We start from the raw sequence: 19,328 nt of genomic DNA on the forward strand, positions 1-19,328 counted from the left end.
CTCAGATGTCCCGCAGCAGCTGCCGGAACTCGTCCACGTCCTCGAAGCTGCGGTAGACCGAGGCGAAGCGCACGTAGGCCACCTTGTCGAGCTTCTTGAGTTCGCGCATCACGAGTTCGCCGACCTTGGTCGAGTCGATCTCGCGCAGGCCGCTGGACAGCAGGCGCTGGTCGATGCGCAGCAGCGCGCCGTCGATCTGCTCGATGCTCACCGGCCGCTTGCGCAGCGCCAGCATCATCGAGGCGCGCACCTTCTTGGAGTCGAAGTCGGCGCGGCTGCCGTCCTTCTTGACCACGACCGGGAAGTTGACGTCCGGCCGTTCGTAGGTGGTGAAGCGCTTGTCGCAGTCGCCGCACTGGCGACGGCGGCGCACGAAGTCGCCGTCTTCCGAAACCCGGGTCTCGACGACCTGGGTCTCGGCATGGCCGCAGAACGGACACTTCATGCTGCGGGCGGCCTAGGCGGAACAGCTCAACGGTAGACCGGGAACCGGCTCGTCAGCGCGTGCACCTTGGCGCGCACGGCATCGATGTTCGCCGCATCGCGCGGGTTCTCGAGCACGTCCGCCACCAGGTTGGCCGTCAGGCGCGCTTCCTCGTCCTTGAAGCCGCGCGTGGTCATGGCCGGCGTGCCGATGCGCACGCCGCTGGTCACCATCGGCTTCTCGGGATCGTTGGGGATCGCGTTCTTGTTGATCGTCATGTGGGCCGCGCCCAGCACCGCTTCGGCTTCCTTGCCGGTGATGCCCTTGGCGCGCAGGTCGACCAGCATCACGTGGCTTTCGGTGCGTCCGCTCACGATGCGCAGGCCGCGTGCGGTCAGCGTCTCGGCCACGATCTGGGCGTTCTTGACCACCTGTTGCTGGTAGGCCTTGAACTCGGGCGTCATGGCTTCCTTGAACGCGACCGCCTTGGCGGCGATCACGTGCATCAGCGGGCCACCCTGCAGGCCGGGGAAGATCGCGCTGTTGATCGCCTTCTCGTGCTGCGACTTCATCAGGATGATGCCGCCGCGCGGGCCGCGCAGGCTCTTGTGGGTGGTCGAGGTCACGATGTCGGCATGCGGCACCGGGTTGGGGTACACGCCCGCGGCCACCAGGCCGGCGTAGTGGGCGATGTCGACCATGAAGATCGCGCCGACGTCCTTGGCCACCTTGGCGAAGCGCTCGAAGTCGATGTGCAGCGAGTAGGCCGAGGCGCCCGCGATGATCAGCTTGGGCTTGTGCTCGTGCGCCTTGCGCTCCATCGCGTCGTAGTCGATGGCTTCGTTGGCGTCCAGGCCGTAGCTCACCACGTTGAACCACTTGCCGCTCATGTTCAGCGGCATGCCGTGGGTCAGGTGGCCGCCTTCGGCCAGGCTCATGCCCATGATGGTGTCGCCGGGCTTGAGGAAGGCCAGCATCACGGCTTCGTTGGCCGAGGCGCCGCAATGGGGCTGTACGTTGGCGGCGTCGGCGCCGAAGATCTGCTTGACGCGGTCGATGGCCAGCTGCTCGGCCACGTCCACATGCTCGCAACCGCCGTAGTAGCGCTTGCCCGGGTAGCCTTCGGCGTACTTGTTGGTGAGCTGCGAGCCCTGGGCCTGCATCACGGCCGGCGAGGCGTAGTTCTCGCTGGCGATCAGTTCGATGTGGTGTTCCTGGCGTGCGTTCTCGGCTTGGATCGCAGCCCAGATTTCGGGGTCGGTCTGTTCGACCAGGATGTCGCGGTGGTACATGGCAGTCCTTTGAAGACGGTGGTCCTTGTCTGTTCTTCTGAGATGAAACAACAAGGGCTGCCCAGGCGAACGGCTGATCGCCCGGAGGCCGGGCGGCACGCTTCCCAGTGGTATTCCACGTCAGCGCCATCCGCAGCAAGAAGAGGGATGGCACCTATCGCCAGTCGCGTACCTCGCGAGTGTAGCCCAGCGTCGCCGGCCGGGCCGGCGCAGGGCCGATCAGGAGGCCGCGAGCAGCGCCACCTTCTGCGGCGGCGCGACCTCGGGCTTGGCGGCCGGGGCCGGCGCCACGATCGGGATCGGCTGGGTACGGGTGGCCGCGGGCGGCGTCACCGGCAGCGAGCGGCCGTCGGCCACCAGGCGCAGCCGCTCGTGTTCGGCCATCACCTTGCCGGTGTAGCCACCGTCGTCGTCGAGGTTGGCCGCGCCCACGTAGTAGCGCAGGCCGGCTTCCAGCGAGCCGGCGCGGGCGATGCATTCCTGCAGCACCTTCACGCCGACGCGCATGTTGGTGATCGGGTCGAAGGCGGTGAGCGTGCCGCCCGCGCTCTCGTACTTGTCGACGTGCACCCGGGTCATGACCTGCATCAGGCCCTGCGCACCGACCTGGCTCTGCGCGAAGGGGTTGAAGCTGGACTCGACCGCCATGATCGCGAGGATCAGCGTGGGATCGAGCTTGGTGCGCTGGCCCAGCTGGTAGGCCTCGGCCACCAGCACGCTCAGCGGCTCGGCCGCGACGCGGTACTTCTTGCTCAGCCAGAAGGCCACCGCGGCCTGCTGCTTGGGCAGGTCCTTGGGGCTGGCCGCGGTCGTGCGGTCGATCGCGTTCGGCTCGAGTGCCGTGGCTTCCGGTGCGGGCTTGCGCGACTCCAGCCAGCTCATGAGGTGGACTTCGCCGCTTTCGCGCAAGTCCGGCCGGGCCATCAATGCGAGCACCACGAACACCGTGGCCAGGCCCAGCAGGGCGAAGCCGTTGTGCGTGATCTCGAAAAAGCCGTCGACCACGTCGGACCCGAATGTCCGTAGCCCGCGGGCTGTGGCCTCCAACGCCTTGTTCATCGTTTTCCTTTCTGTGCGGCGCCTGAAAGCTCTGGGCCCTGGGGGGCGGCGGAGAATTCAAACGACAGCGCTTGGATTGGTACGTACCAGGTCAGCGCGAGGAGGGAAGTGCGCTGCAGCCTGATGAGCCGAAGCAGGTTCGGCGGCGGAAAGAGAGAAGACCCGGCGCGGCGGTATGGGGCGCGGGGCGACGGCGGATTCTAGGAGTGGCCAAATACCTGGTCAAGCATAAGGATATCAGTTGTTATGCTTTCATGATTGAAAGAAACGCTGACTTTCGGCTTATTTGTCGTGCTAAGCGATGGACAAACGGTGTTGCCTGACGTGCCGCGAAGGCCTAATCTGACGCTGCCCGAGCTGATCGGGCATCGCCGACATCCCGGACATCCGGTGCAAGCCCAACGGTCCGGCGACGAGGCAACAACGGCGGCAATCTCTTGCTGCCAGCGACGGCGGAACCATTCAACTTCCGCCCGAGCGCCCAGATGGCATGGGTCTTGTGCCCGCCATCGAGCCCGGTGCGAGACAGCAAGTCCTGCACCGGGCTTTCTCGTTGCGCCGAGGCGTTCGCGGCCGAAAGTGCGACATGCTGCGCACTGCCGTTTCGTACCCGCTGTTTCAGGATGTGCGTGCGTCGCGGGCGACAGCCAATTGCGGCACACTCGCGCGATGAATGCCGCTTCGTTGAAACAGAACAAATGGGTGCGACGGTTCGGCGTCGCGGTGCTGGCGGTGTTGGTGCTCTGGGCCGTGGCCTGGCTGGCGGTGCCGCCCATCGCCAAGAGCCAGTTGCAGCGCATCGCGTCCGAGAAACTGGGACGCCAGGTAACGGTCGGCAAGATCGATTTCAAGCCGTGGACGCTCGAGCTGGCGCTGAACGATCTCCGCATCGCCTCGGCCGACGGCAGCCAGCCGCAGCTGGCGATCCGCCGCATCTATGTCGATGCCGAACTGCAGTCGCTGCTGCGCCTGGCGCCGGTGATCGATGCGGTCAGCGTCGAGGCGCCCGAGGTGCACCTGACGCACCTGGCAGACGGCAAGTACGACATCGACGACATCCTCGCCAAGCTGGCGAGCGAACCGGCCAAGCCCGCGAGCGATCCGGCGCGCTTCGCGGTCTACAACATCAGCGTGTCCGGCGGCAGCGTGGACTTCGACGACCGCACCGTCGGCCGCAAGCACGAACTGCGCGACCTGGTGCTCAAGGTGCCCTTCCTGAGCAACCTGGATTCGAAGCGTGACATCAAGACCGAGCCCAAGCTGGCCTTCACGCTCAACGGCAGCGCCTTCGACTCGGCCGCCTTCACGACGCCCTTCGCCGAGAGCCGCAAGACCGATGCGCAGCTGCGCTTCAAGGACCTGGACCTCGCGCCCTACCTGGGCTACATCCCGGCCGGCCTGCCGGTCCAGTTGAAGGCCGGCACGCTCGACGCCGACCTGAAGATCGATTTCGAGCGCGCGGCCACCGCCGGCCTGCAGATCACCGGCACGGTGGAGGCGCACAAGGCCCGCGTGGCCGATGCCCGCGGGCGCGAGCTGCTGGGCTTCGACGCGCTCAAGCTGGGGCTGACCGACGTGCGGCCGCTCGAAGGCGTGATCCATCTGGGCGAGGTCGCGCTGAGCGGCCCGCAGCTGGTGGTGGCACGCGATGCGGCCGGCCAGCTGAACCTGCTGGCCACCGATCCGGCGACCGGCGCGACCCAGAAGGTGGCGCCGCCCAAGGCCGCGGCCAGCGGCGCCGCGGCCGCGCCGGCGGCCGAGAAGAACCCCCTGCGGGTGCAGGTCGACAAGGTGCTGCTGACCGGCGGCCAGATCGGCTGGCGCGACGAGACGACGAAACCGGCCGCCGCGGTCGATGTGAGCCAGCTCGCGATCGAGGCCACCGGCATCGCCTGGCCGATGGACAAGCCCACGCGTTTCAGCGGCTCGACGCTGGTGGCGGGCGCTGCGCTCAAGTTCTCGGGCGAGGCCACCGACAAGGCTGCGACCGTCCAGACCGAGGTCACGGCGTTGCCGCTGTCGCTGGCCGCGCCCTACCTGGCACAGAGCCTGGAACCGACCCTCGACGGCAAGCTCAGCGGCCAGATCGACGTGGCCTGGGCCGCGCCCGCGGCGCTCAAGTTCAAGGCCCGGCGCCTCGCGGCCGACGGCCTGGCCCTGACCCAGGCCAAGACGGCGCTGGTGAGCGTGGGCCGCTTCGAGCTGGTCGATGCCGAGGCCGACATGACCCAGCACACGCTGGCCATCGCCTCCTTCACCGCCACCAACCCGAAGCTGCGCATCGAGCGCGACAACGAGAAGCGCTGGATGTTCGAGCGCTGGCTCAAGACGCCGCCGGCTGCAGGTTCGAAGGAGAGCAGCGCCCGCGTGGCCGCGCCCAAGCCGGAAGCGGCATCGACGCCGCAGCCGGGCGCCAACACCCAGCCCTGGCGCCTGAGCATCGGCACGCTGGCCGTCGACGGCGGTGCGGTCTCGTACGCCGACAAGGCCGGCTCGGCGCCGGTCGCGGTCGAGATCACGGCCTTGAAGCTCAATGTGCAGAAGGTCCAGCCCAACACCGCGACCGTCTCGCCGGTGCAGCTGTCGGGCCGCATCGGCGCCGGCCGGGCCGACCCGGGCCGCTTCGACTACAAGGGCAACGTGGTGCTGCAGCCGCTGTCGGCCGAGGGCCGGCTCGAGGTCAGCGCCTTCCCGGCCCATGCCTTCAAGGCCTACTACGCCGAAGCGCTCAACATCGACATCCGCCGCGCCTTCGCCAGCTACCGCGGCACGGTGCGCTACGCCACCCAGCCGGCGGGCATGAACCTGCAGCTGGCGGGCGACACCTCGGTCGAGGACTTCCGCGCCAACAGCGCCTCGCTGACCCAGTCCGATTCGCCCGGCCTCGAACGCAGCAACAACCAGTTGCTGAGCTGGAAGGCGCTGAGCCTGCGCGGTTTGCAGGTGGCGATGGTGCCCAAGGCGCCGCTGTCGGTCGACGTGCGCGAAACCACGCTGACCGATTTCTTCGCCCGCGTGATCGTCGATCCCACGGGCCGGCTCAACCTGCAGAACCTCACGAAGAAGTCGCAGCAGGACGCCGATGCCGCGGCGGCCAAGGTGGCGGCCGCACCCGAAGCCGCCACGCAGCGCCGGAGCGGTGGCGTCACGGTCACGACGGCGACCGTTCCGACGGCCGATGGCGCCGCGCCCGCGTCCGACGCAGGCGGGCCGGCGCCGCTGATCCGCTTCGGCCCGATGAGTCTGGTCAACGGCAAGATCGACTTCACCGACCTGTTCGTCAAGCCCAACTACTCGGCCGACCTCAGCGAGCTGACCGGCAAGCTCAGCGCCTTCGCCTCCGACAAGGCCGGGCTCGCCGATCTCGAATTGCGCGGCAAGGCGCAGCAGACCGCGGCGCTCGAGATCGCCGGCAAGATCAACCCGCTGGTCAAGCCGCTGGAGCTCGACATCACGGCCAAGATGCGCGACCTCGACCTGGCGCCGCTGACCCCGTACTCGGTGCGCTACGCGGGCCACGGCATCGAGCGCGGCAAGCTGAGCATGGACGTCAACTACAAGATCACGCCCGAGGGGCGCCTCACGGCCGCGAACAAGCTGGTGCTCAACCAGCTGCAGTTCGGCGAGGAAGTGAAGGGCGCGCCCAACAGCCTGCCGGTGCGGCTGGCCGTGGCGCTGCTGTCCGACCGCAACGGCGTGATCGACGTCGACCTGCCGATCAGCGGCTCGCTCAACGATCCGCAGTTCAGCATCGGCTCGCTGATCTTCAAGGCCATCGGCAACCTGATCGTCAAGGCCGTGACCGCGCCCTTCAGCCTGCTGACCGGCGGCTTCGGCGGCGGCGGGGCGGGAGAAGCCAGCGCCATCGCCTTCGACGCCGGCAGCGCCGCGCTGTCGCCCGCAGCCAAGGAGAACCTCGACAAGGTCGCCAAGGCGCTGACCGACCGGCCGGCGCTGCAGCTGACCGTGGTCGGCACCGCCGGCCTCGAGCAGGAGCGCGACGCGGCCAAGCGCCAGCGCCTGCGCCAGATGCTGCAGGCCGAGAAGCGGCGGGCCGCCGCGCGCTCGGGCGAGGATGCAGCCGAAGTGGCGCCGCTGACCGACGCCGAGTACCCGGCCTTGCTCACCGCGGTCTACAAGCGCGCCGACATCACCAAGCCTCGGAATATGATCGGGCTTGCCAAAGACCTGCCGGTGCCGCAAATGGAAGATCTGTTGCTCGCCGGCATCACCGTGAACGAAGAGACCATTCGTCAGCTCGCCGTCGAACGCGGCGCCGTGGTCCGCGATTACCTGCTGGCCAAGCAGTTGCCGAGTGAACGCCTGTTCCTCGGCGCGGTGCGCACGAACCCCTCCGATGCCGGCTGGAAACCCGGCGCCGAACTGAATCTGGCGAGCCGTTGACCGGATCGAGCGCCGGTCTGTGAAAATGGCGGGGTGCGCCGGCTTTTGCCGGCGCCTTGGCTTTCCTCCTATCCGATAAAACGATCAGCGCGCAGTGACCTCTACCTCCTCCAAGCACCAAGACCTCCAGTCCCTCGATACGCTCACCGGCGGCGCCTTCACCGCGCCCACCTCCGGAGAGCGCGCGCAGCGCATCCGCGAGTGGCTGGCGACGAGCCCCTCGCCCGAGCAGATGCAGGAGGTGTTCAAGGAATTGAGCGGCCGCGACAAGGGCGCCGCGCGCCTGCTGCGTGAAAAGCTCGACGAGATCAAGCGCGCCAAGGGCCAGGAAGCGATCGCCGCCGAATGGGCCCAGAAGGCCGAGGCGCTGCTGGCCCAGTCCAAGCTCAACATCGCCGACGCGCTGGCCTGGCAGCGCGATGCCGCCAAGGCGGGCGCGCCGCTGTCGCGCGAGCCGCTGGCCGGCTTCAAGGTGCAACTGGCCGAACGGGTCAAGGGCATCGAGGACCTGCAGCACCGTGCGCAGGTCCAGCGCGAGGCCGCCGTGCTGCTCGCGCAACGCTTCGAAGTGCTCTCGACCAAGGGCTGGCGCGATGCGCAGGCCGCCGAGGAAGCGCTCAAGGCCGACGTCACGCATTGGCAGCAGCAGGCCAGCGAACTGACCGCCGACGCCAACTGGAGCAGCCTGGACGCCAAGTTCGCGCCCCAGCTCGAGGCCTCCAAGGCCCAGCTGATGGTCGTCTCCGACTCCTTCCATGGCGCGCTGGCGCAGGCCGCCGCGGCCGCCGCGGATGCGGCCGCGCCGCTGCCGCCGGTGCCGGTCTGGGCCGACGAACTGCGCGCCGCGCGCGGCCTGCCGACCGAAGCCTCGGTGGTGGCCGCGGCCGCCGCGCCGGCCAAGCCCGCCGGCCCCAAGGTCGACCCCGAGAAGCGCGCCGCGGCCCAGGCCACGGTCGAAGCCGCCCTGGCCAAGCTCGAGCAGGAAACCGCCGAAGGCCACGGCAAGGCCAGCGCCGGTGCCGCCGCCGCGTTGCGCGCGGTGCTCAAGGAGCACGGCAAGCTGGTCGAGGCGCCGCTCGAAGCCCGCGTGCATGCCGCGCTGGTGGCCGCCGGCGAACTCGAAGGCTGGCAGCGCTGGAGCGCCGACAAGGTGCGCGAAGAGCTGGTGGCCAAGGCCGAAGGCCTGCTCAAGCGGCCCGAAGGCCAGGCGCTGGGCGGCCGCAAGATGCAGGAATCGCTGCGCACGCTGCGCGAGCAGTGGAAGCAGGCCGACCAGGGCGGCGTGCCGAACCACGCGCTCTGGAAGCGTTTCGACGAAGCCTGCAACGAAGCCCACAAGGTGGTCGAGGCCTGGCTCGAGAAGGTGCGTGCCGACGCGGCCGAGCACCGCGCGCACCGCGTGGCGCTGATCGAGGAGGTCAAGGCCTGGGCGGTCGAACATGCCGCGGGCAGCGACCTCAAGGCGCACAACCGCGCGCTGCACCAGTTCGCCGACCGCTGGCGCGATGCCGGCCATGTGGGCGAGAAGGTGTTCGCCGAACTGCAGCCGCTGTGGAACGAAGCCTTCGGCGCCGCCCGCGTGCCGCTGGAAAGCGCCCAGGCTGCGAGCGTCGAACGCCGCCAGGCCATGATCGCCGAAGCCACCGAGCTGGGCGCCCAGCCCATGCTGCGCATCGATGCCGTCAAGGCGCTGCAGCAACGCTGGCAGGCCGAGGCGCAAGGCGTGCCGCTCGACCGCCGCCATGAACAGAAGCTGTGGGACGCCTTCCGCGCGCCCATCGACGAAGCCTTCAACCGCAAGACCACCGAGCGCGAAAAGGCGTCGGCGGCCATGAGCGAACACGACCGCTACGTGCTCGACGCCTCGAAGGCGCTGGACGCCGCCAACGCCACCGGCGACGTGCAGAAGATCCGCGCCGCCGTGGCGCAGCTCGAAGCCGCGATCCGCGGCGAGGCACGGCCGCCCGCGCCGGCGCCGGCCCGGAACAGCGCCGACGGCCCGGCCGTGGGTGCGACCGAAGTCGTGGCCCCTGGCCAGGCTGCGGCCGAGTTCAGCGAAGGTGCGCAGATCCAGCCGGTGCCGGGCGAGAACGACGCGCCTGCCGCATCGACCGAGGCCGACGAGTCCGCCGAGGTGGCGGCCAGCCCCGCCGCGGCCGGCGACCTGATCGCCCCCGTGGGCAGCGCCGATGCCAGCGCGCTGGCCGACGAGGGCGACAACGCCGCCGCCGCCGTGCCCGCGGCAGCGCCGAAGCCCGCCCCCAAACCGGTGGTGGCCGCGCGCCGCGGCGATGACCGTCCGGGCAGCCGCAAGGCCGAGCCCGCGGCACCGGCCGGCCGCTTCGGCGACCGCCGCGACAGCCGCAGCGGCCCGGGTGGCCGTCCCAACGACCGCGGACCGCGTCCCGGTGCGCCGGGTGGCGATCGCGGTGACCGCGGTGCCCCGGGCGGCCGTTTCGGCGACCGTCCCCCGCGCTTCGAGGACCGCGGCCCGCGCCTGGGCGATGCGGCCTTCCGTGCCCAGCGCGAAGCGCTGGAGCGCGCCGACCTCGCGCTGCGCAAGCTGGCGGCGCAGGCCCATGGCGAGGCGCTGACGCACCTGCTGGGTGCCTGGGAAAAGCGCGACGCGGCCCAGCTGCCCAGCGTGCAGGAACTCGGTCGCGCGGTGACGCCGACGGTGCGCACGGCCTGGACGCAAGCCGTCGCCAAGCCCGCCGCGGGCGACGCCGGCGAAGCGCTGCTGCGCCTCGAAATGGCGGCCGAAGTGCCGACGCCCGCCGATCAGCTCGACGCGCGCCGTGCGCTGCAGTTGAAGCTGCTGACCAAGCGTGGCGACCCCACGCCCGCGCAGACCTGGGGCGAGGACGCCGGCAAGGTGCTGGCTTCGGCCCACGATGCCGCCACGGCACGCCGGCTGCAGAACGCGCTCAAGGCGCTGCTGCGCAAGTAAGGCCTGCCGCTGTGAAAAAGGCGCCCCGCGGGGCGCCTTTTGTTTGGGGGATGCGGTCAGGGCCGTGCAGGCAGAAAGAACGCATCGAAGAGCTGCAGCACTTCGGGGAAATCGCGGCCGAAATGGGCGCGGTTGACGAAATAGGCCTCGCAAGCCACGGCGAAGAATTCGCTGAGCGATGTGGCGCCGTAGGGGTCGAGCCAGGTCGGCTCGCCACCGAAGCGTTCGGCCACGATGACCTGCTCCCGGAAATTGTCGTAGGCGGGTTGGACCGCGTTCATCCAAACCGCATGGGCCTCACGGGCGCTCGAGGTGCCCGCAAAACCCGCGGGCAGGGTGGGGCAGCCGTCGGCCCCGCCGTCGCGCATGTCGATCTTGTGGGCGAATTCGTGGATCACCACGTTGTAGCCCTGGTCGGCCGTGAGGCTGCCGGCCAGCACGTCCTGCCAGCTGAGCATCACCGGCCCGCGCTCCATGGCCTCGCCGGCCACGACTTCCTCGTACTCGTGCACCACGCCGGCCTCGTCCATGGTCTTGCGCTGCGCGACCACTTCCGAGGGGTGGATCACGATGCCGACGAAGTCCTCGTACCAGTCGAGGCCGCCGCGCAGGTGCAGCACCGGCAGCACGGCCTGCGCGGCGACGGCCAGCGCCACCTCGTCGGTGATCACGAAGCCGTGGGCGCCGTGAAATTCCTTGTCGCGCAGGAACTCGGCGGCCATCGCGCGCAGCCGCGCGGCGTCCGCGGTGGCGGGCTGGACCAGGAAGGGGTAGCGCGCCAGCGTGGCCTGCCAGGCGGCATTGGGGATGGCGGGGGCGGCACGCAGGCCGCGGAGCCACTTGAACATCGCGCGGCCGTCAGCGCACGTCGACGCGCCGGGCGCCGGCGGCCGACAGGCACAGCACCTGCGCGCGCGGCGGGTGCGCGGCGGCATCCCAATCGCTCAGCACGATGCGCCGCAAGCCGTCGCCCAGCGCGTGCTCGGCCGGCTTGTGCGTGTGGCCGTGGACCAGCGTGTGCGCATCGGCACGCTGCAGCCATTCGCGGGCCGCGTCGGTGTCGACATCGGCCCAGACCATGCCGGGCGTGGCCTTGCGCGCCTCGCTCTGCGTGCGCATCGAACGCGCCAGCGCGCGCCGCTCCTCGAGCGGGCGGGCGAGGAAGGACCGCTGCCAGGCCGTGTCGCGCACCTGGGCGCGGAACTTCAGGTAGTCGGTGTCTTCCAGGCACAGCAGGTCGCCGTGGCTCAGCAGCCAGCGCTGGCCGTGCAGCACCAGCACCGTCGGGTCGTCGAGCAGCGTCAGGCCGCACTGCGCGGCAAAGGCCGGGCCGACCAGGAAGTCGCGGTTGCCGTGCATGAAGAAGACCGGGCGGCGCGCGGCCGCCTCGCGCAGCAGCTCGGCGCATCGCGCCTCGAAGCCGGGGAGGGCGGTGGCGTCGTCGCCGATCCAGACCTCGAACAGGTCGCCGAGGATGAACAGCGCGTCGGCCGGCGTGGTCTGGAGGTAGCCGCGCCACGCATCGAAGGTGGCGGGTTCGTCCGCCTGCAGGTGCAGGTCGGACAGGAGGTCGACGGTGCGCCACGCGGCGGGCGCGACGAGTTCGGCGAAAGCCGCCTGGTCACTCATGCCGCGCGGCGCCGGGCCGTCATTCGACCGTGACGGTGGCCTTCTCGATGACCACGTCTTCGAGCGGCACGTCGTCGTGGAAGCCCTTGCGGCCGGTCTTCACGGCCTTGATCTTGTCGACCACGTCGGTGCCCGCGATCACCTTGCCGAACACGGCATAGCCCCAGCCCTGGGCCGAGGGGGCGGTGTGGTTCAGGAAGGCGTTGTCGGCGATGTTGATGAAGAACTGCGCGGTGGCCGAGTGGGGCGCGCTGGTGCGGGCCATGGCGACCGTGTACTTGTCGTTCTTCAGGCCGTTGTTGGCCTCGTTCTCGATCTCGGCCGCGGTGGGCTTCTGCGTCATGCCGGGCTCGAAGCCGCCGCCCTGGACCATGAAGCCCGGGATCACGCGGTGGAACACCGTGTTGTCGTAGTGGCCCTTCTTCACGTAGGCGAGGAAGTTCTCGACCGACTTCGGCGCCTTGGCGCGATCGAGTTCGAGGGTGATGGTGCCTTGGCCCTTGATGCTGAGTTCGACCTGGGGATTGCTCATTGGAAAGCTCCTTTTTCGCTTTACTTCGCCACGACGGTGGCGGACTGGATGGTGATGGGTTCGACCGGCACGTTCTGCATGCCGCCCTTGTTGCCCGTCTGCGCCACGCGGATCTTGTCGACCGTTTCGGTGCCCGAGACGACCTTGCCGAACACGGTGTAGCCGTGGCCGTCGGGGTTGGGGGCGTCGAGCATGGCGTTGTCCTTCACGTTGATGAAGAACTGCGCGGTGGCGGAGTTCGGGTCGCCGGTGCGGGCCATGGCGATGGTGTACTTGGCGTTCTTCAGGCCGTTGGAGGCTTCGAGCGGCACGGGCGCGCGCGTGGGCTTCTGCCGCATGTCGGCGGTGAAGCCGCCGCCCTGGATCATGAAGCCGTCGATGACGCGGTGGAACACCGTGCCGTCGTAGTGCTTGTCCTTCACGTACTGCAGGAAATTGGCCACCGTCTTGGGGGCCTTCTCGGGGGCGAGTTCGACCACGATGTCACCGGCCGAGGTGGCCAGCTTGACGCGCGGCGCGGCGGCCGTCTGGGCCCAGGCGGCACCGGTCACGAGCAGCGTGGCCGCGAGGGTCAGCGCCATGCGGCGCGAGGAAGATGGGAATTTCAAGAAAAGATCTCGCTTTCTGAAAAGGAAAGGGGCGGGGTGGCCATGCCGCCCGCCGGCGGCTTACTTGCTGCGCGCCGGCTTGTGCGCGGGCAGCGGGGCCGGTGCGGGCGGCAGGGCCGCGGCGGCAGGTGCGTTGAGGAAGATCTGGCGGATCAGCGCGAGCTTGGGCGCCGCGCTGGCGTTGGTCGATGCCAGCTGCTGCGCGCGTCCGTACGACTGGGCCGCGAGACGCGCATAGACGTCGCCCAGGTTCTCGTGCGCGGTGGCGTAGTTCGGGTTGAGCCGCAGCGCGGTTTCGAGCGCGTCGCGCGCCTTGTCGAACTGGCTCTGCTGCGCGTAGAGCGCCGCGAGGTTGTTGTAGGGCTCGGGCAGTTCCGGGAAGTCCTGCGTGAGCTGCGTGAACGCAGTGACGGCCTCGGCGGTCTTGCCCTGCTCGGTGAGGATCACGCCGCGCAGGAAGCGCATCTGCGGATCGCGCGGCTTGCCGGCGATGTAGGTGTCGGCCTTGGCCAGGGCTTCGGGGGCCTTGCCCTGGCGCAGCAGCTGGTTCACGTCCGAGTAGTCGTCGGCCAGCGCGGCGGTCGACGCGGCGGCGATCAGCAGCGCGCCCAGCAGGCGCAACGCGGGGCGGAAGGACAGGGCGGGAGAAAGGAGGGGTACGGCGTGCTTCATGAGGCTCGGGAAGAAGGTCTGGCGCGGGCTTCGAGAATCGACCCGGAAGATGCCCGGCAGGGGCCGTTTATACTGGGCACGATTGTAGCCGAGGGGCCGCGTCCAACCCCTCGTGCCACAGTCCCCCCATCCCTGATTAAAAACGTTGTTCGCCCGCACCCGTCGTCAGCCTGCGCGGGTGGGTCGCACATCGACGCTTTCCGAATTCCATGAGTCTGCGCATCTACAACACGCTCTCGCGTGAACTGGAGGAGTTTTCCCCGTTGCAACCCGGCCACGTGCGCATGTACGTGTGCGGCATGACGGTCTACGACCTGTGCCACATCGGCCATGCGCGGATGATGATGGCCTTCGACGTGGTGCAACGCTGGCTGCGCGCGAGCGACCTGCAGGTCACCTATGTGCGCAACATCACCGACATCGACGACAAGATCATCGACCGGGCGGTCAAGCGCGGCATCACGATCCGCGCGCTGACCGACGAGATGATCGCGCTGATGCACGAGGACATCGCGGCGCTGGGCATCGAGCCGCCAGCCGTCGAGCCGCGCGCCACCGACTACGTGCCGCAGATGCTGGGCCTGATCGAGGCGCTGGAGCGCAAGGGCCTGGCCTACCGCTCGCCGACTGGCGACGTGAACTACGCGGTGCGCAAGTTCCCGGGCTACGGCAAGCTGTCGGGCAAGTCGCTCGACGAGCTGCATGCGGGCGAGCGCGTGGCGGTGCTCGACGGCAAGCAGGACCCACTCGACTTCGTGCTCTGGAAGGCCTCGAAGCCCACCGAGCCGACCGAGGTGCAATGGGACAGCGCCTTCGGCAAGGGCCGGCCCGGCTGGCACATCGAGTGCTCGGCCATGAGCTGCGCGACGCTGGGCGAGACCTTCGACATCCACGGCGGCGGCGCCGACCTGCAGTTCCCGCACCACGAGAACGAGATCGCGCAGAGCGAAGGCGCGAGCGGCCAGCCGCTGGCGAAGCTCTGGATGCACAACGGCTTCGTGCGCGTGGACAACGAGAAGATGTCCAAGAGCCTGGGCAACTTTTTCACCATTCGCGAGGTGCTGCAGAAGTACGACCGCGAGACGCTGCGCTTCTTCCTCGTGCGCACCCATTACCGCAGCCCGCTCAACTACAGCGACGCCCATCTGGACGATGCGCGCAACGCGCTCAAGCGCCTGTACACCGCGCTCGACCTGGTCGCGCCCGCGCCGGTGGCGATCGACTGGACGCATCCGCAGGCCGCCGCCTTCCAGGCCGCGATGGACGAGGACTTCGGCACGCCCGGCGCCATCGCGGTGCTGTTCGAGCTGGCCACGGCCGTCAACAGCACGCGCTCGGCGGAAACGGCCGGGCTGCTCAAGGCGCTGGCCGGCACGCTGGGGCTGCTGCAGGGCGATCCGCAAGCCTTCCTGCAGGCCGGCAGCACGCTCGACGACGCGGCGATCCAGGCGCTGATCGCGCAGCGCGCCGCGGCCAAGGCCGCCAGGGATTTCGCCGAGGCCGACCGCATCCGCGACGCGCTGCTCGGCCAGGGCATCGTGCTCAAGGATTCGCCCACCGGCACCACCTGGGCCGCGGCCCAGTGAAGGACTCGACTGCGATGTCTCCCGTCATTTCCGCGCCGGTCAAGATCATCACGCCCGACTACTGGGAGGAAGCCTGCAGGCACCTGGCCAAGAAGGACCGCGTGATGAAGCGGCTGATCCCGCAGTTCGGCGACGCCTGCCTCGAGTCGCGCGGCGATGCCTTCGTCACGCTGGCGCGCAGCATCGTCGGCCAGCAGATCTCGGTGAAGGCCGCGCAGCAGGTCTGGGACCGCTTCGAGACCCTGCCGCGCAAGATGACGCCGGCCAACGTGCTCAAGCTCAAGGTCGACGACATGCGCGCCGCGGGCCTGTCGGCGCGCAAGATCGAGTACCTGGTCGACCTCGCGATCCATTTCGATTCGGGTGCGGTCCACATCGACGCCTGGAAGGACATGACCGACGAGATGATCATCTCGGAGCTGGTCGCGATCCGCGGCATCGGCCGCTGGACGGCCGAGATGTTCCTGATCTTCCACCTGATGCGCCCCAACGTGATGCCGCTGGACGACGCCGGCCTGATCAGCGGCGTGAGCCAGAACTACTTTTCGGGCGAACCGGTGAGCCGCAGCGACCTGCGCGAGGTGGGCGTGGCCTGGGCCCCTTACTGCAGCGTGGCGACTTGGTATATTTGGCGATCGCTCGACCCCGTACCGGTCGCGTACTGAACATGACACACCCCCTGGCCTCGCGCACGACGCGTCGACACGCCCGGCCCCTCGGAGGCCCGGCCATGCGGGCTGCGCGGTCTTCCGCCAGCACCGTGGTCCGGCCCCGACCCCATTGACCCCCACAGGAGAAGACGTTGGCAAAACGAACCTTCCTCGACTTCGAGCAGCCCATCGCTGAACTCGAAGGCAAGATCGAAGAACTGCGCTATGTGCAGACCGAATCCGCGGTCGATATCTCCGAAGAGATCGACCAGCTGAGCAAGAAGAGCCAGCAGCTCACCAAGGACATCTACAGCGAGCTCTCGCCCTGGAAGATCACCAAGATCGCCCGGCACCCCGAGCGCCCCTACACGCTGGACTACGTCAACGAGATCTTCACCGACTTCGTCGAACTGCACGGCGACCGCCATTTCTCGGACGACCTGTCGATCGTGGGCGGCCTGGCGCGCTTCAACGGCACGCCCTGCATGGTGATCGGCCACCAGAAGGGCCGCGACACCAAGGAGCGCACCGCGCGCAACTTCGGCATGAGCAAGCCCGAGGGCTACCGCAAGGCCCTGCGCCTGATGAAGACCGCCGAGAAGTTCAAGCTGCCGGTGTTCACCTTCGTCGACACCCCCGGCGCCTACCCCGGCATCGACGCCGAGGAGCGCGGCCAGTCCGAGGCCATCGGCCGCAACATTTTCGAGATGGCGCAGCTCGAGGTGCCGATCATCGTCACCATCATCGGCGAGGGCGGCTCCGGCGGCGCGCTGGCGATCTCGGTGGGCGACCAGCTGGTGATGCTGCAGTACTCGATCTATTCGGTGATCAGCCCCGAGGGCTGCGCATCGATCCTCTGGAAGACCAGCGAGAAGGCACAGGAAGCGGCCGACGCGCTGGGCATCACGGCGCACCGGCTCAAGGCGCTGGGCCTGGTCGACAAGATCGTGAACGAGCCCGTGGGCGGCGCGCACCGCGACCACAAGCAGATGGCCGCCTTCCTCAAGCGCGCGCTCAACGACGCCTTCCGCCAGGTCGGCGACCTCAAGGTCAAGGAACTGCTCGAGCGCCGCTACGAGCGCCTGCAGAGCTACGGCCGCTTCTCGGACACCAAGGCCGAGAGCACGCGCTGACGCGCCGCGGGCCGCTGCCGGCCTGCCTCCTTCCGATGGACAACCCCGCCGCACACGCGCTCGCCTCGTGGGCGGCGCCCTTGCCGCTGGGCGTGGCCTACAGCGGCGGCGCCGACTCGACCGCGCTGCTGCATGCCGCCGCTGCGCGTTGGCCCGGTCAGGTGCATGCCTTGCACGTGCACCACGGGCTGCAGGCGGCTGCCGATGGCTTCGAGCGCCATTGCGAGGCGGCCTGCCATGCCCTGGGCGTGCCCTTGCACGTCGCGCGCATCGATGCGCGCCATGCGTCGGGCGACAGCCCCGAGGACGCCGCGCGCCGCGCGCGTTACGCGACGCTGGCGCAACTGGCGCAGGCCCAGGGCCTGCAGCACGTGGCGCTGGCCCAGCATGCCGACGACCAGGTCGAGACCCTGCTGATCGCGCTCGGCCGCGGCGCAGGCCTCGACGGCCTGGCCGCGATGCCGCGCGAGATGACACGCCATGGCGTGCAGTTTCATCGGCCGCTGCTCGAGGTGCGCGCGGACGCGTTGCGCGCATGGCTGGCGACCGCGCAGGTGGGCTTCGTCGACGACCCCAGCAACGCCGATGCGCGCTACACGCGCAACCGCATCCGCCATCAACTGATGCCCGCGCTGGCCCAGGCGCTGCCGCAGTTCCGCGAGACCTTCGCGCGCTCGGCGCGCAACGCGGCCCGGGCCTCGGCACTGCTGGTCGAACTGGCCGAGCTCGACCTGGCCGCGGCCGGCGCGCCGCCGCGCATCGCCGCGCTGCAGGCCCTGCCGCGCGAGCGTCGCGCCAATGCGCTGCGGCGCTGGCTGCGGCGCGATCACCAGGCCGTGCCCAGCGAGGCGCAGCTGCAGCAGCTGCTCGACCAGGTCGAGGCCTGCCGCACGCGGGGCCATCGCATCCACCTCAAGGTGGCCGGCGGCTTCGTCGCGCGCGAGGGCGAGGGGCTGCGTTGGTACAATGCCCCGCCTTCGCCGGCGCTTGATGCCTCCTCGCTCTGAGTGGGCCTGGCGGCGAGTGCAGTCTCCGGCCACCGACGACTTCGCGGTGCCCGTTTTACTTCTCCTTGATTTCACCCATGGCATTGATCGTTCACAAATACGGCGGTACGTCGATGGGCTCGACCGAGCGCATCAAGAACGTCGCCAAGCGCGTCGCCAAGTGGGCGCGCGCCGGCCACCAGATGGTGGTGGTCCCCAGCGCCATGAGCGGCGAGACCAACCGCCTGCTCGGCCTGGCCAAAGAGCTGGCCTCCGGCAAGGCCGATTCGCAGTACGAGCGCGAGCTCGACATGCTGGCCTCGACCGGCGAGCAGGCCTCGTCGGCATTGCTGGCCATCGCGCTGCAGGCCGAGGGCGTGCAGTCGGTCAGCTACGCCGGCTGGCAGGTCGCGGTGCGCACCGACAACTCCTACACCAAGGCCCGCATCGAGAGCATCGACGACGCCCGCGTGCGCGCCGACCTCGAGGCCGGCAAGGTGGTGGTCATCACCGGCTTCCAGGGCGTGGACGACAACGGCAACATCACGACGCTGGGCCGCGGCGGCAGCGACACCTCGGCCGTGGCCATCGCCGCGGCGATGAAGGCGGCCGAATGCCTGATCTACACCGACGTCGACGGTGTCTACACCACCGACCCGCGCGTCGAACCCGATGCGCGCCGCCTGCTGACCGTGAGCTTCGAAGAGATGCTCGAGATGGCCAGCCTGGGCTCCAAGGTGCTGCAGATCCGCTCGGTGGAATTCGCCGGCAAATACAAGGTCCCGCTGCGCGTGCTGTCGAGCTTCACGCCCTGGGACATCGACATCAATGAAGAAGCCAAATCCGGCACGCTGATCACTTTCGAGGAAGACCTGAACATGGAACAAGCCGTCGTATCCGGCATCGCGTTCAACCGCGACGAGGCGAAGATCTCGGTGCTGGGCGTGCCCGACAAGCCGGGCATCGCGTACCACATCCTCGGCGCAGTGGCCGATGCGAACATCGAAGTCGACGTGATCATCCAGAACCTGAGCAAGGACGGCAAGACCGATTTCAGCTTCACGGTGAACCGCAACGACTACGCCAAGGCCACCGACCTGCTCAAGGCCAAGGTGCTGCCGACGCTGGGCGCCGCCGAGATCGTCGGCGACACCAAGATCTGCAAGGTCAGCATCGTGGGCATCGGCATGCGCAGCCACGTGGGCGTCGCGAGCAAGATGTTCCGCGTGCTGAGCGAAGAGGGCATCAACATCCAGATGATCTCGACCAGCGAAATCAAGACCTCCGTCGTGATCGACGAGAAGTACATGGAACTCGCCGTGCGCGCCTTGCACAAAGCTTTCGATCTTGATCAGCCCGCGGCCTGAAAACGCCTCAAACGCTGGCATAATCTAGGCTTCCAA

The 19,328-nt window shown here is 69.0% G+C and carries 15 protein-coding genes and 1 riboswitch; of the genes, 7 read left to right on the top strand and 8 right to left on the bottom strand.

What is annotated here, in order from left to right; genetic code table 11:
• Nucleotide 1 precedes the first annotated feature (1 nt).
• The 3 genes from nrdR to QTI20_RS05880 all read right to left on the bottom strand — a co-directional run bounded on the left by nrdR (nucleotide 2) and on the right by QTI20_RS05880 (nucleotide 2,775).
• The gene (nrdR, locus tag QTI20_RS05870) at nucleotides 2-445 is read right to left on the bottom strand and encodes a transcriptional regulator NrdR (protein WP_183025625.1); all 444 of its coding nucleotides are present in this window, start codon (nucleotides 443-445) and stop codon (nucleotides 2-4) included.
• A gap of 26 nt (nucleotides 446-471) precedes the next feature.
• Entirely contained in the window at nucleotides 472-1,716 is a 1,245-nt protein-coding gene (gene glyA / locus QTI20_RS05875; RefSeq protein ID WP_286549359.1) for a serine hydroxymethyltransferase, read from the bottom strand.
• Between the two features lie 52 nt (nucleotides 1,717-1,768).
• Nucleotides 1,769-1,894: riboswitch (ZMP/ZTP riboswitch) on the bottom strand.
• 41 nt (nucleotides 1,895-1,935) lie between these two features.
• Complete coding sequence (locus QTI20_RS05880; RefSeq protein WP_183025627.1) at nucleotides 1,936-2,775, bottom strand: lytic transglycosylase domain-containing protein; 840 nt, start codon at nucleotides 2,773-2,775, stop codon at nucleotides 1,936-1,938.
• 669 nt (nucleotides 2,776-3,444) lie between these two features.
• Here QTI20_RS05880 and QTI20_RS05885 point away from each other — a divergent pair.
• Nucleotides 3,445-7,179 carry a DUF748 domain-containing protein gene (locus QTI20_RS05885; protein ID WP_286549355.1) on the top strand — a complete coding sequence of 1,245 codons (3,735 nt, stop codon included), beginning with the start codon at nucleotides 3,445-3,447 and terminating at the stop codon, nucleotides 7,177-7,179.
• Between the two features lie 94 nt (nucleotides 7,180-7,273).
• Nucleotides 7,274-10,129 carry a DUF349 domain-containing protein gene (locus QTI20_RS05890; protein ID WP_286549353.1) on the top strand — a complete coding sequence of 952 codons (2,856 nt, stop codon included), beginning with the start codon at nucleotides 7,274-7,276 and terminating at the stop codon, nucleotides 10,127-10,129.
• Nucleotides 10,130-10,185: 56 nt separating this feature from the next.
• On the opposite strand, the gene QTI20_RS05895 is transcribed toward QTI20_RS05890, so the two are convergent.
• The 5 genes from QTI20_RS05895 to QTI20_RS05915 all read right to left on the bottom strand — a co-directional run bounded on the left by QTI20_RS05895 (nucleotide 10,186) and on the right by QTI20_RS05915 (nucleotide 13,570).
• Nucleotides 10,186-10,977: a M90 family metallopeptidase gene (locus tag QTI20_RS05895; RefSeq protein ID WP_286549351.1), complete on the bottom strand. Its 792-nt coding sequence runs from the start codon at nucleotides 10,975-10,977 to the stop codon at nucleotides 10,186-10,188.
• A gap of 10 nt (nucleotides 10,978-10,987) precedes the next feature.
• Nucleotides 10,988-11,758 (bottom strand): UDP-2,3-diacylglucosamine diphosphatase, encoded by a 771-nt coding sequence (locus QTI20_RS05900; protein WP_286549350.1) that lies wholly within the window; start codon nucleotides 11,756-11,758, stop codon nucleotides 10,988-10,990.
• A 19-nt stretch (nucleotides 11,759-11,777) separates the two neighbouring features.
• Entirely contained in the window at nucleotides 11,778-12,290 is a 513-nt protein-coding gene (locus tag QTI20_RS05905) for a peptidylprolyl isomerase (protein WP_286549348.1), read from the bottom strand.
• Nucleotides 12,291-12,310: 20 nt separating this feature from the next.
• Nucleotides 12,311-12,871 (bottom strand): peptidylprolyl isomerase, encoded by a 561-nt coding sequence (locus QTI20_RS05910; RefSeq protein ID WP_183025632.1) that lies wholly within the window; start codon nucleotides 12,869-12,871, stop codon nucleotides 12,311-12,313.
• 87 nt (nucleotides 12,872-12,958) lie between these two features.
• Nucleotides 12,959-13,570 carry a tetratricopeptide repeat protein gene (locus QTI20_RS05915; RefSeq protein ID WP_183025633.1) on the bottom strand — a complete coding sequence of 204 codons (612 nt, stop codon included), beginning with the start codon at nucleotides 13,568-13,570 and terminating at the stop codon, nucleotides 12,959-12,961.
• A 209-nt stretch (nucleotides 13,571-13,779) separates the two neighbouring features.
• On the opposite strand from QTI20_RS05915, the gene cysS reads away from it, so the two are divergent.
• From cysS to QTI20_RS05940, 5 genes are all read left to right on the top strand, one after another.
• Entirely contained in the window at nucleotides 13,780-15,156 is a 1,377-nt protein-coding gene (gene cysS / locus QTI20_RS05920; protein ID WP_286574158.1) for a cysteine--tRNA ligase, read from the top strand.
• A gap of 14 nt (nucleotides 15,157-15,170) precedes the next feature.
• Nucleotides 15,171-15,821, top strand: a complete 651-nt coding sequence (locus tag QTI20_RS05925; RefSeq protein WP_183025635.1) for a DNA-3-methyladenine glycosylase family protein — start codon at nucleotides 15,171-15,173, stop codon at nucleotides 15,819-15,821.
• Between the two features lie 137 nt (nucleotides 15,822-15,958).
• Nucleotides 15,959-16,939 carry an acetyl-CoA carboxylase carboxyltransferase subunit alpha gene (locus QTI20_RS05930; protein WP_183025636.1) on the top strand — a complete coding sequence of 327 codons (981 nt, stop codon included), beginning with the start codon at nucleotides 15,959-15,961 and terminating at the stop codon, nucleotides 16,937-16,939.
• A gap of 35 nt (nucleotides 16,940-16,974) precedes the next feature.
• Nucleotides 16,975-17,946, top strand: a complete 972-nt coding sequence (gene tilS / locus QTI20_RS05935) for a tRNA lysidine(34) synthetase TilS (protein WP_286549341.1) — start codon at nucleotides 16,975-16,977, stop codon at nucleotides 17,944-17,946.
• 77 nt (nucleotides 17,947-18,023) lie between these two features.
• A complete protein-coding gene (locus QTI20_RS05940; RefSeq protein WP_286549339.1) occupies nucleotides 18,024-19,292 on the top strand; it encodes an aspartate kinase in 1,269 nt (422 codons plus the stop codon).
• Nucleotides 19,293-19,328 lie beyond the last annotated feature (36 nt).

This window comes from Variovorax sp. J2P1-31, assembly GCF_030317215.1.
GTDB lineage: Bacteria > Pseudomonadota > Gammaproteobacteria > Burkholderiales > Burkholderiaceae_C > Variovorax.

Bases quoted from the DNA above. Each gene is read 5' to 3' on its own strand.
- nrdR (WP_183025625.1), bottom strand. From the start codon at position 445: ATGAAGTGTCCGTTCTGCGGCCATGCCGAGACCCAGGTCGTCGAGACC.
- glyA (WP_286549359.1), bottom strand. From the start codon at position 1,716: ATGTACCACCGCGACATCCTGGTCGAACAGACCGACCCCGAAATCTGG.
- QTI20_RS05880 (WP_183025627.1), bottom strand. From the start codon at position 2,775: ATGAACAAGGCGTTGGAGGCCACAGCCCGCGGGCTACGGACATTCGGG.
- QTI20_RS05885 (WP_286549355.1), top strand. From the start codon at position 3,445: ATGAATGCCGCTTCGTTGAAACAGAACAAATGGGTGCGACGGTTCGGC.
- QTI20_RS05895 (WP_286549351.1), bottom strand. From the start codon at position 10,977: ATGTTCAAGTGGCTCCGCGGCCTGCGTGCCGCCCCCGCCATCCCCAAT.
- QTI20_RS05900 (WP_286549350.1), bottom strand. From the start codon at position 11,758: ATGAGTGACCAGGCGGCTTTCGCCGAACTCGTCGCGCCCGCCGCGTGG.
- QTI20_RS05905 (WP_286549348.1), bottom strand. From the start codon at position 12,290: ATGAGCAATCCCCAGGTCGAACTCAGCATCAAGGGCCAAGGCACCATC.
- QTI20_RS05910 (WP_183025632.1), bottom strand. From the start codon at position 12,871: ATGGCGCTGACCCTCGCGGCCACGCTGCTCGTGACCGGTGCCGCCTGG.
- QTI20_RS05915 (WP_183025633.1), bottom strand. From the start codon at position 13,570: ATGAAGCACGCCGTACCCCTCCTTTCTCCCGCCCTGTCCTTCCGCCCC.
- cysS (WP_286574158.1), top strand. From the start codon at position 13,780: ATGAGTCTGCGCATCTACAACACGCTCTCGCGTGAACTGGAGGAGTTT.
- QTI20_RS05925 (WP_183025635.1), top strand. From the start codon at position 15,171: ATGTCTCCCGTCATTTCCGCGCCGGTCAAGATCATCACGCCCGACTAC.
- tilS (WP_286549341.1), top strand. From the start codon at position 16,975: ATGGACAACCCCGCCGCACACGCGCTCGCCTCGTGGGCGGCGCCCTTG.
- QTI20_RS05940 (WP_286549339.1), top strand. From the start codon at position 18,024: ATGGCATTGATCGTTCACAAATACGGCGGTACGTCGATGGGCTCGACC.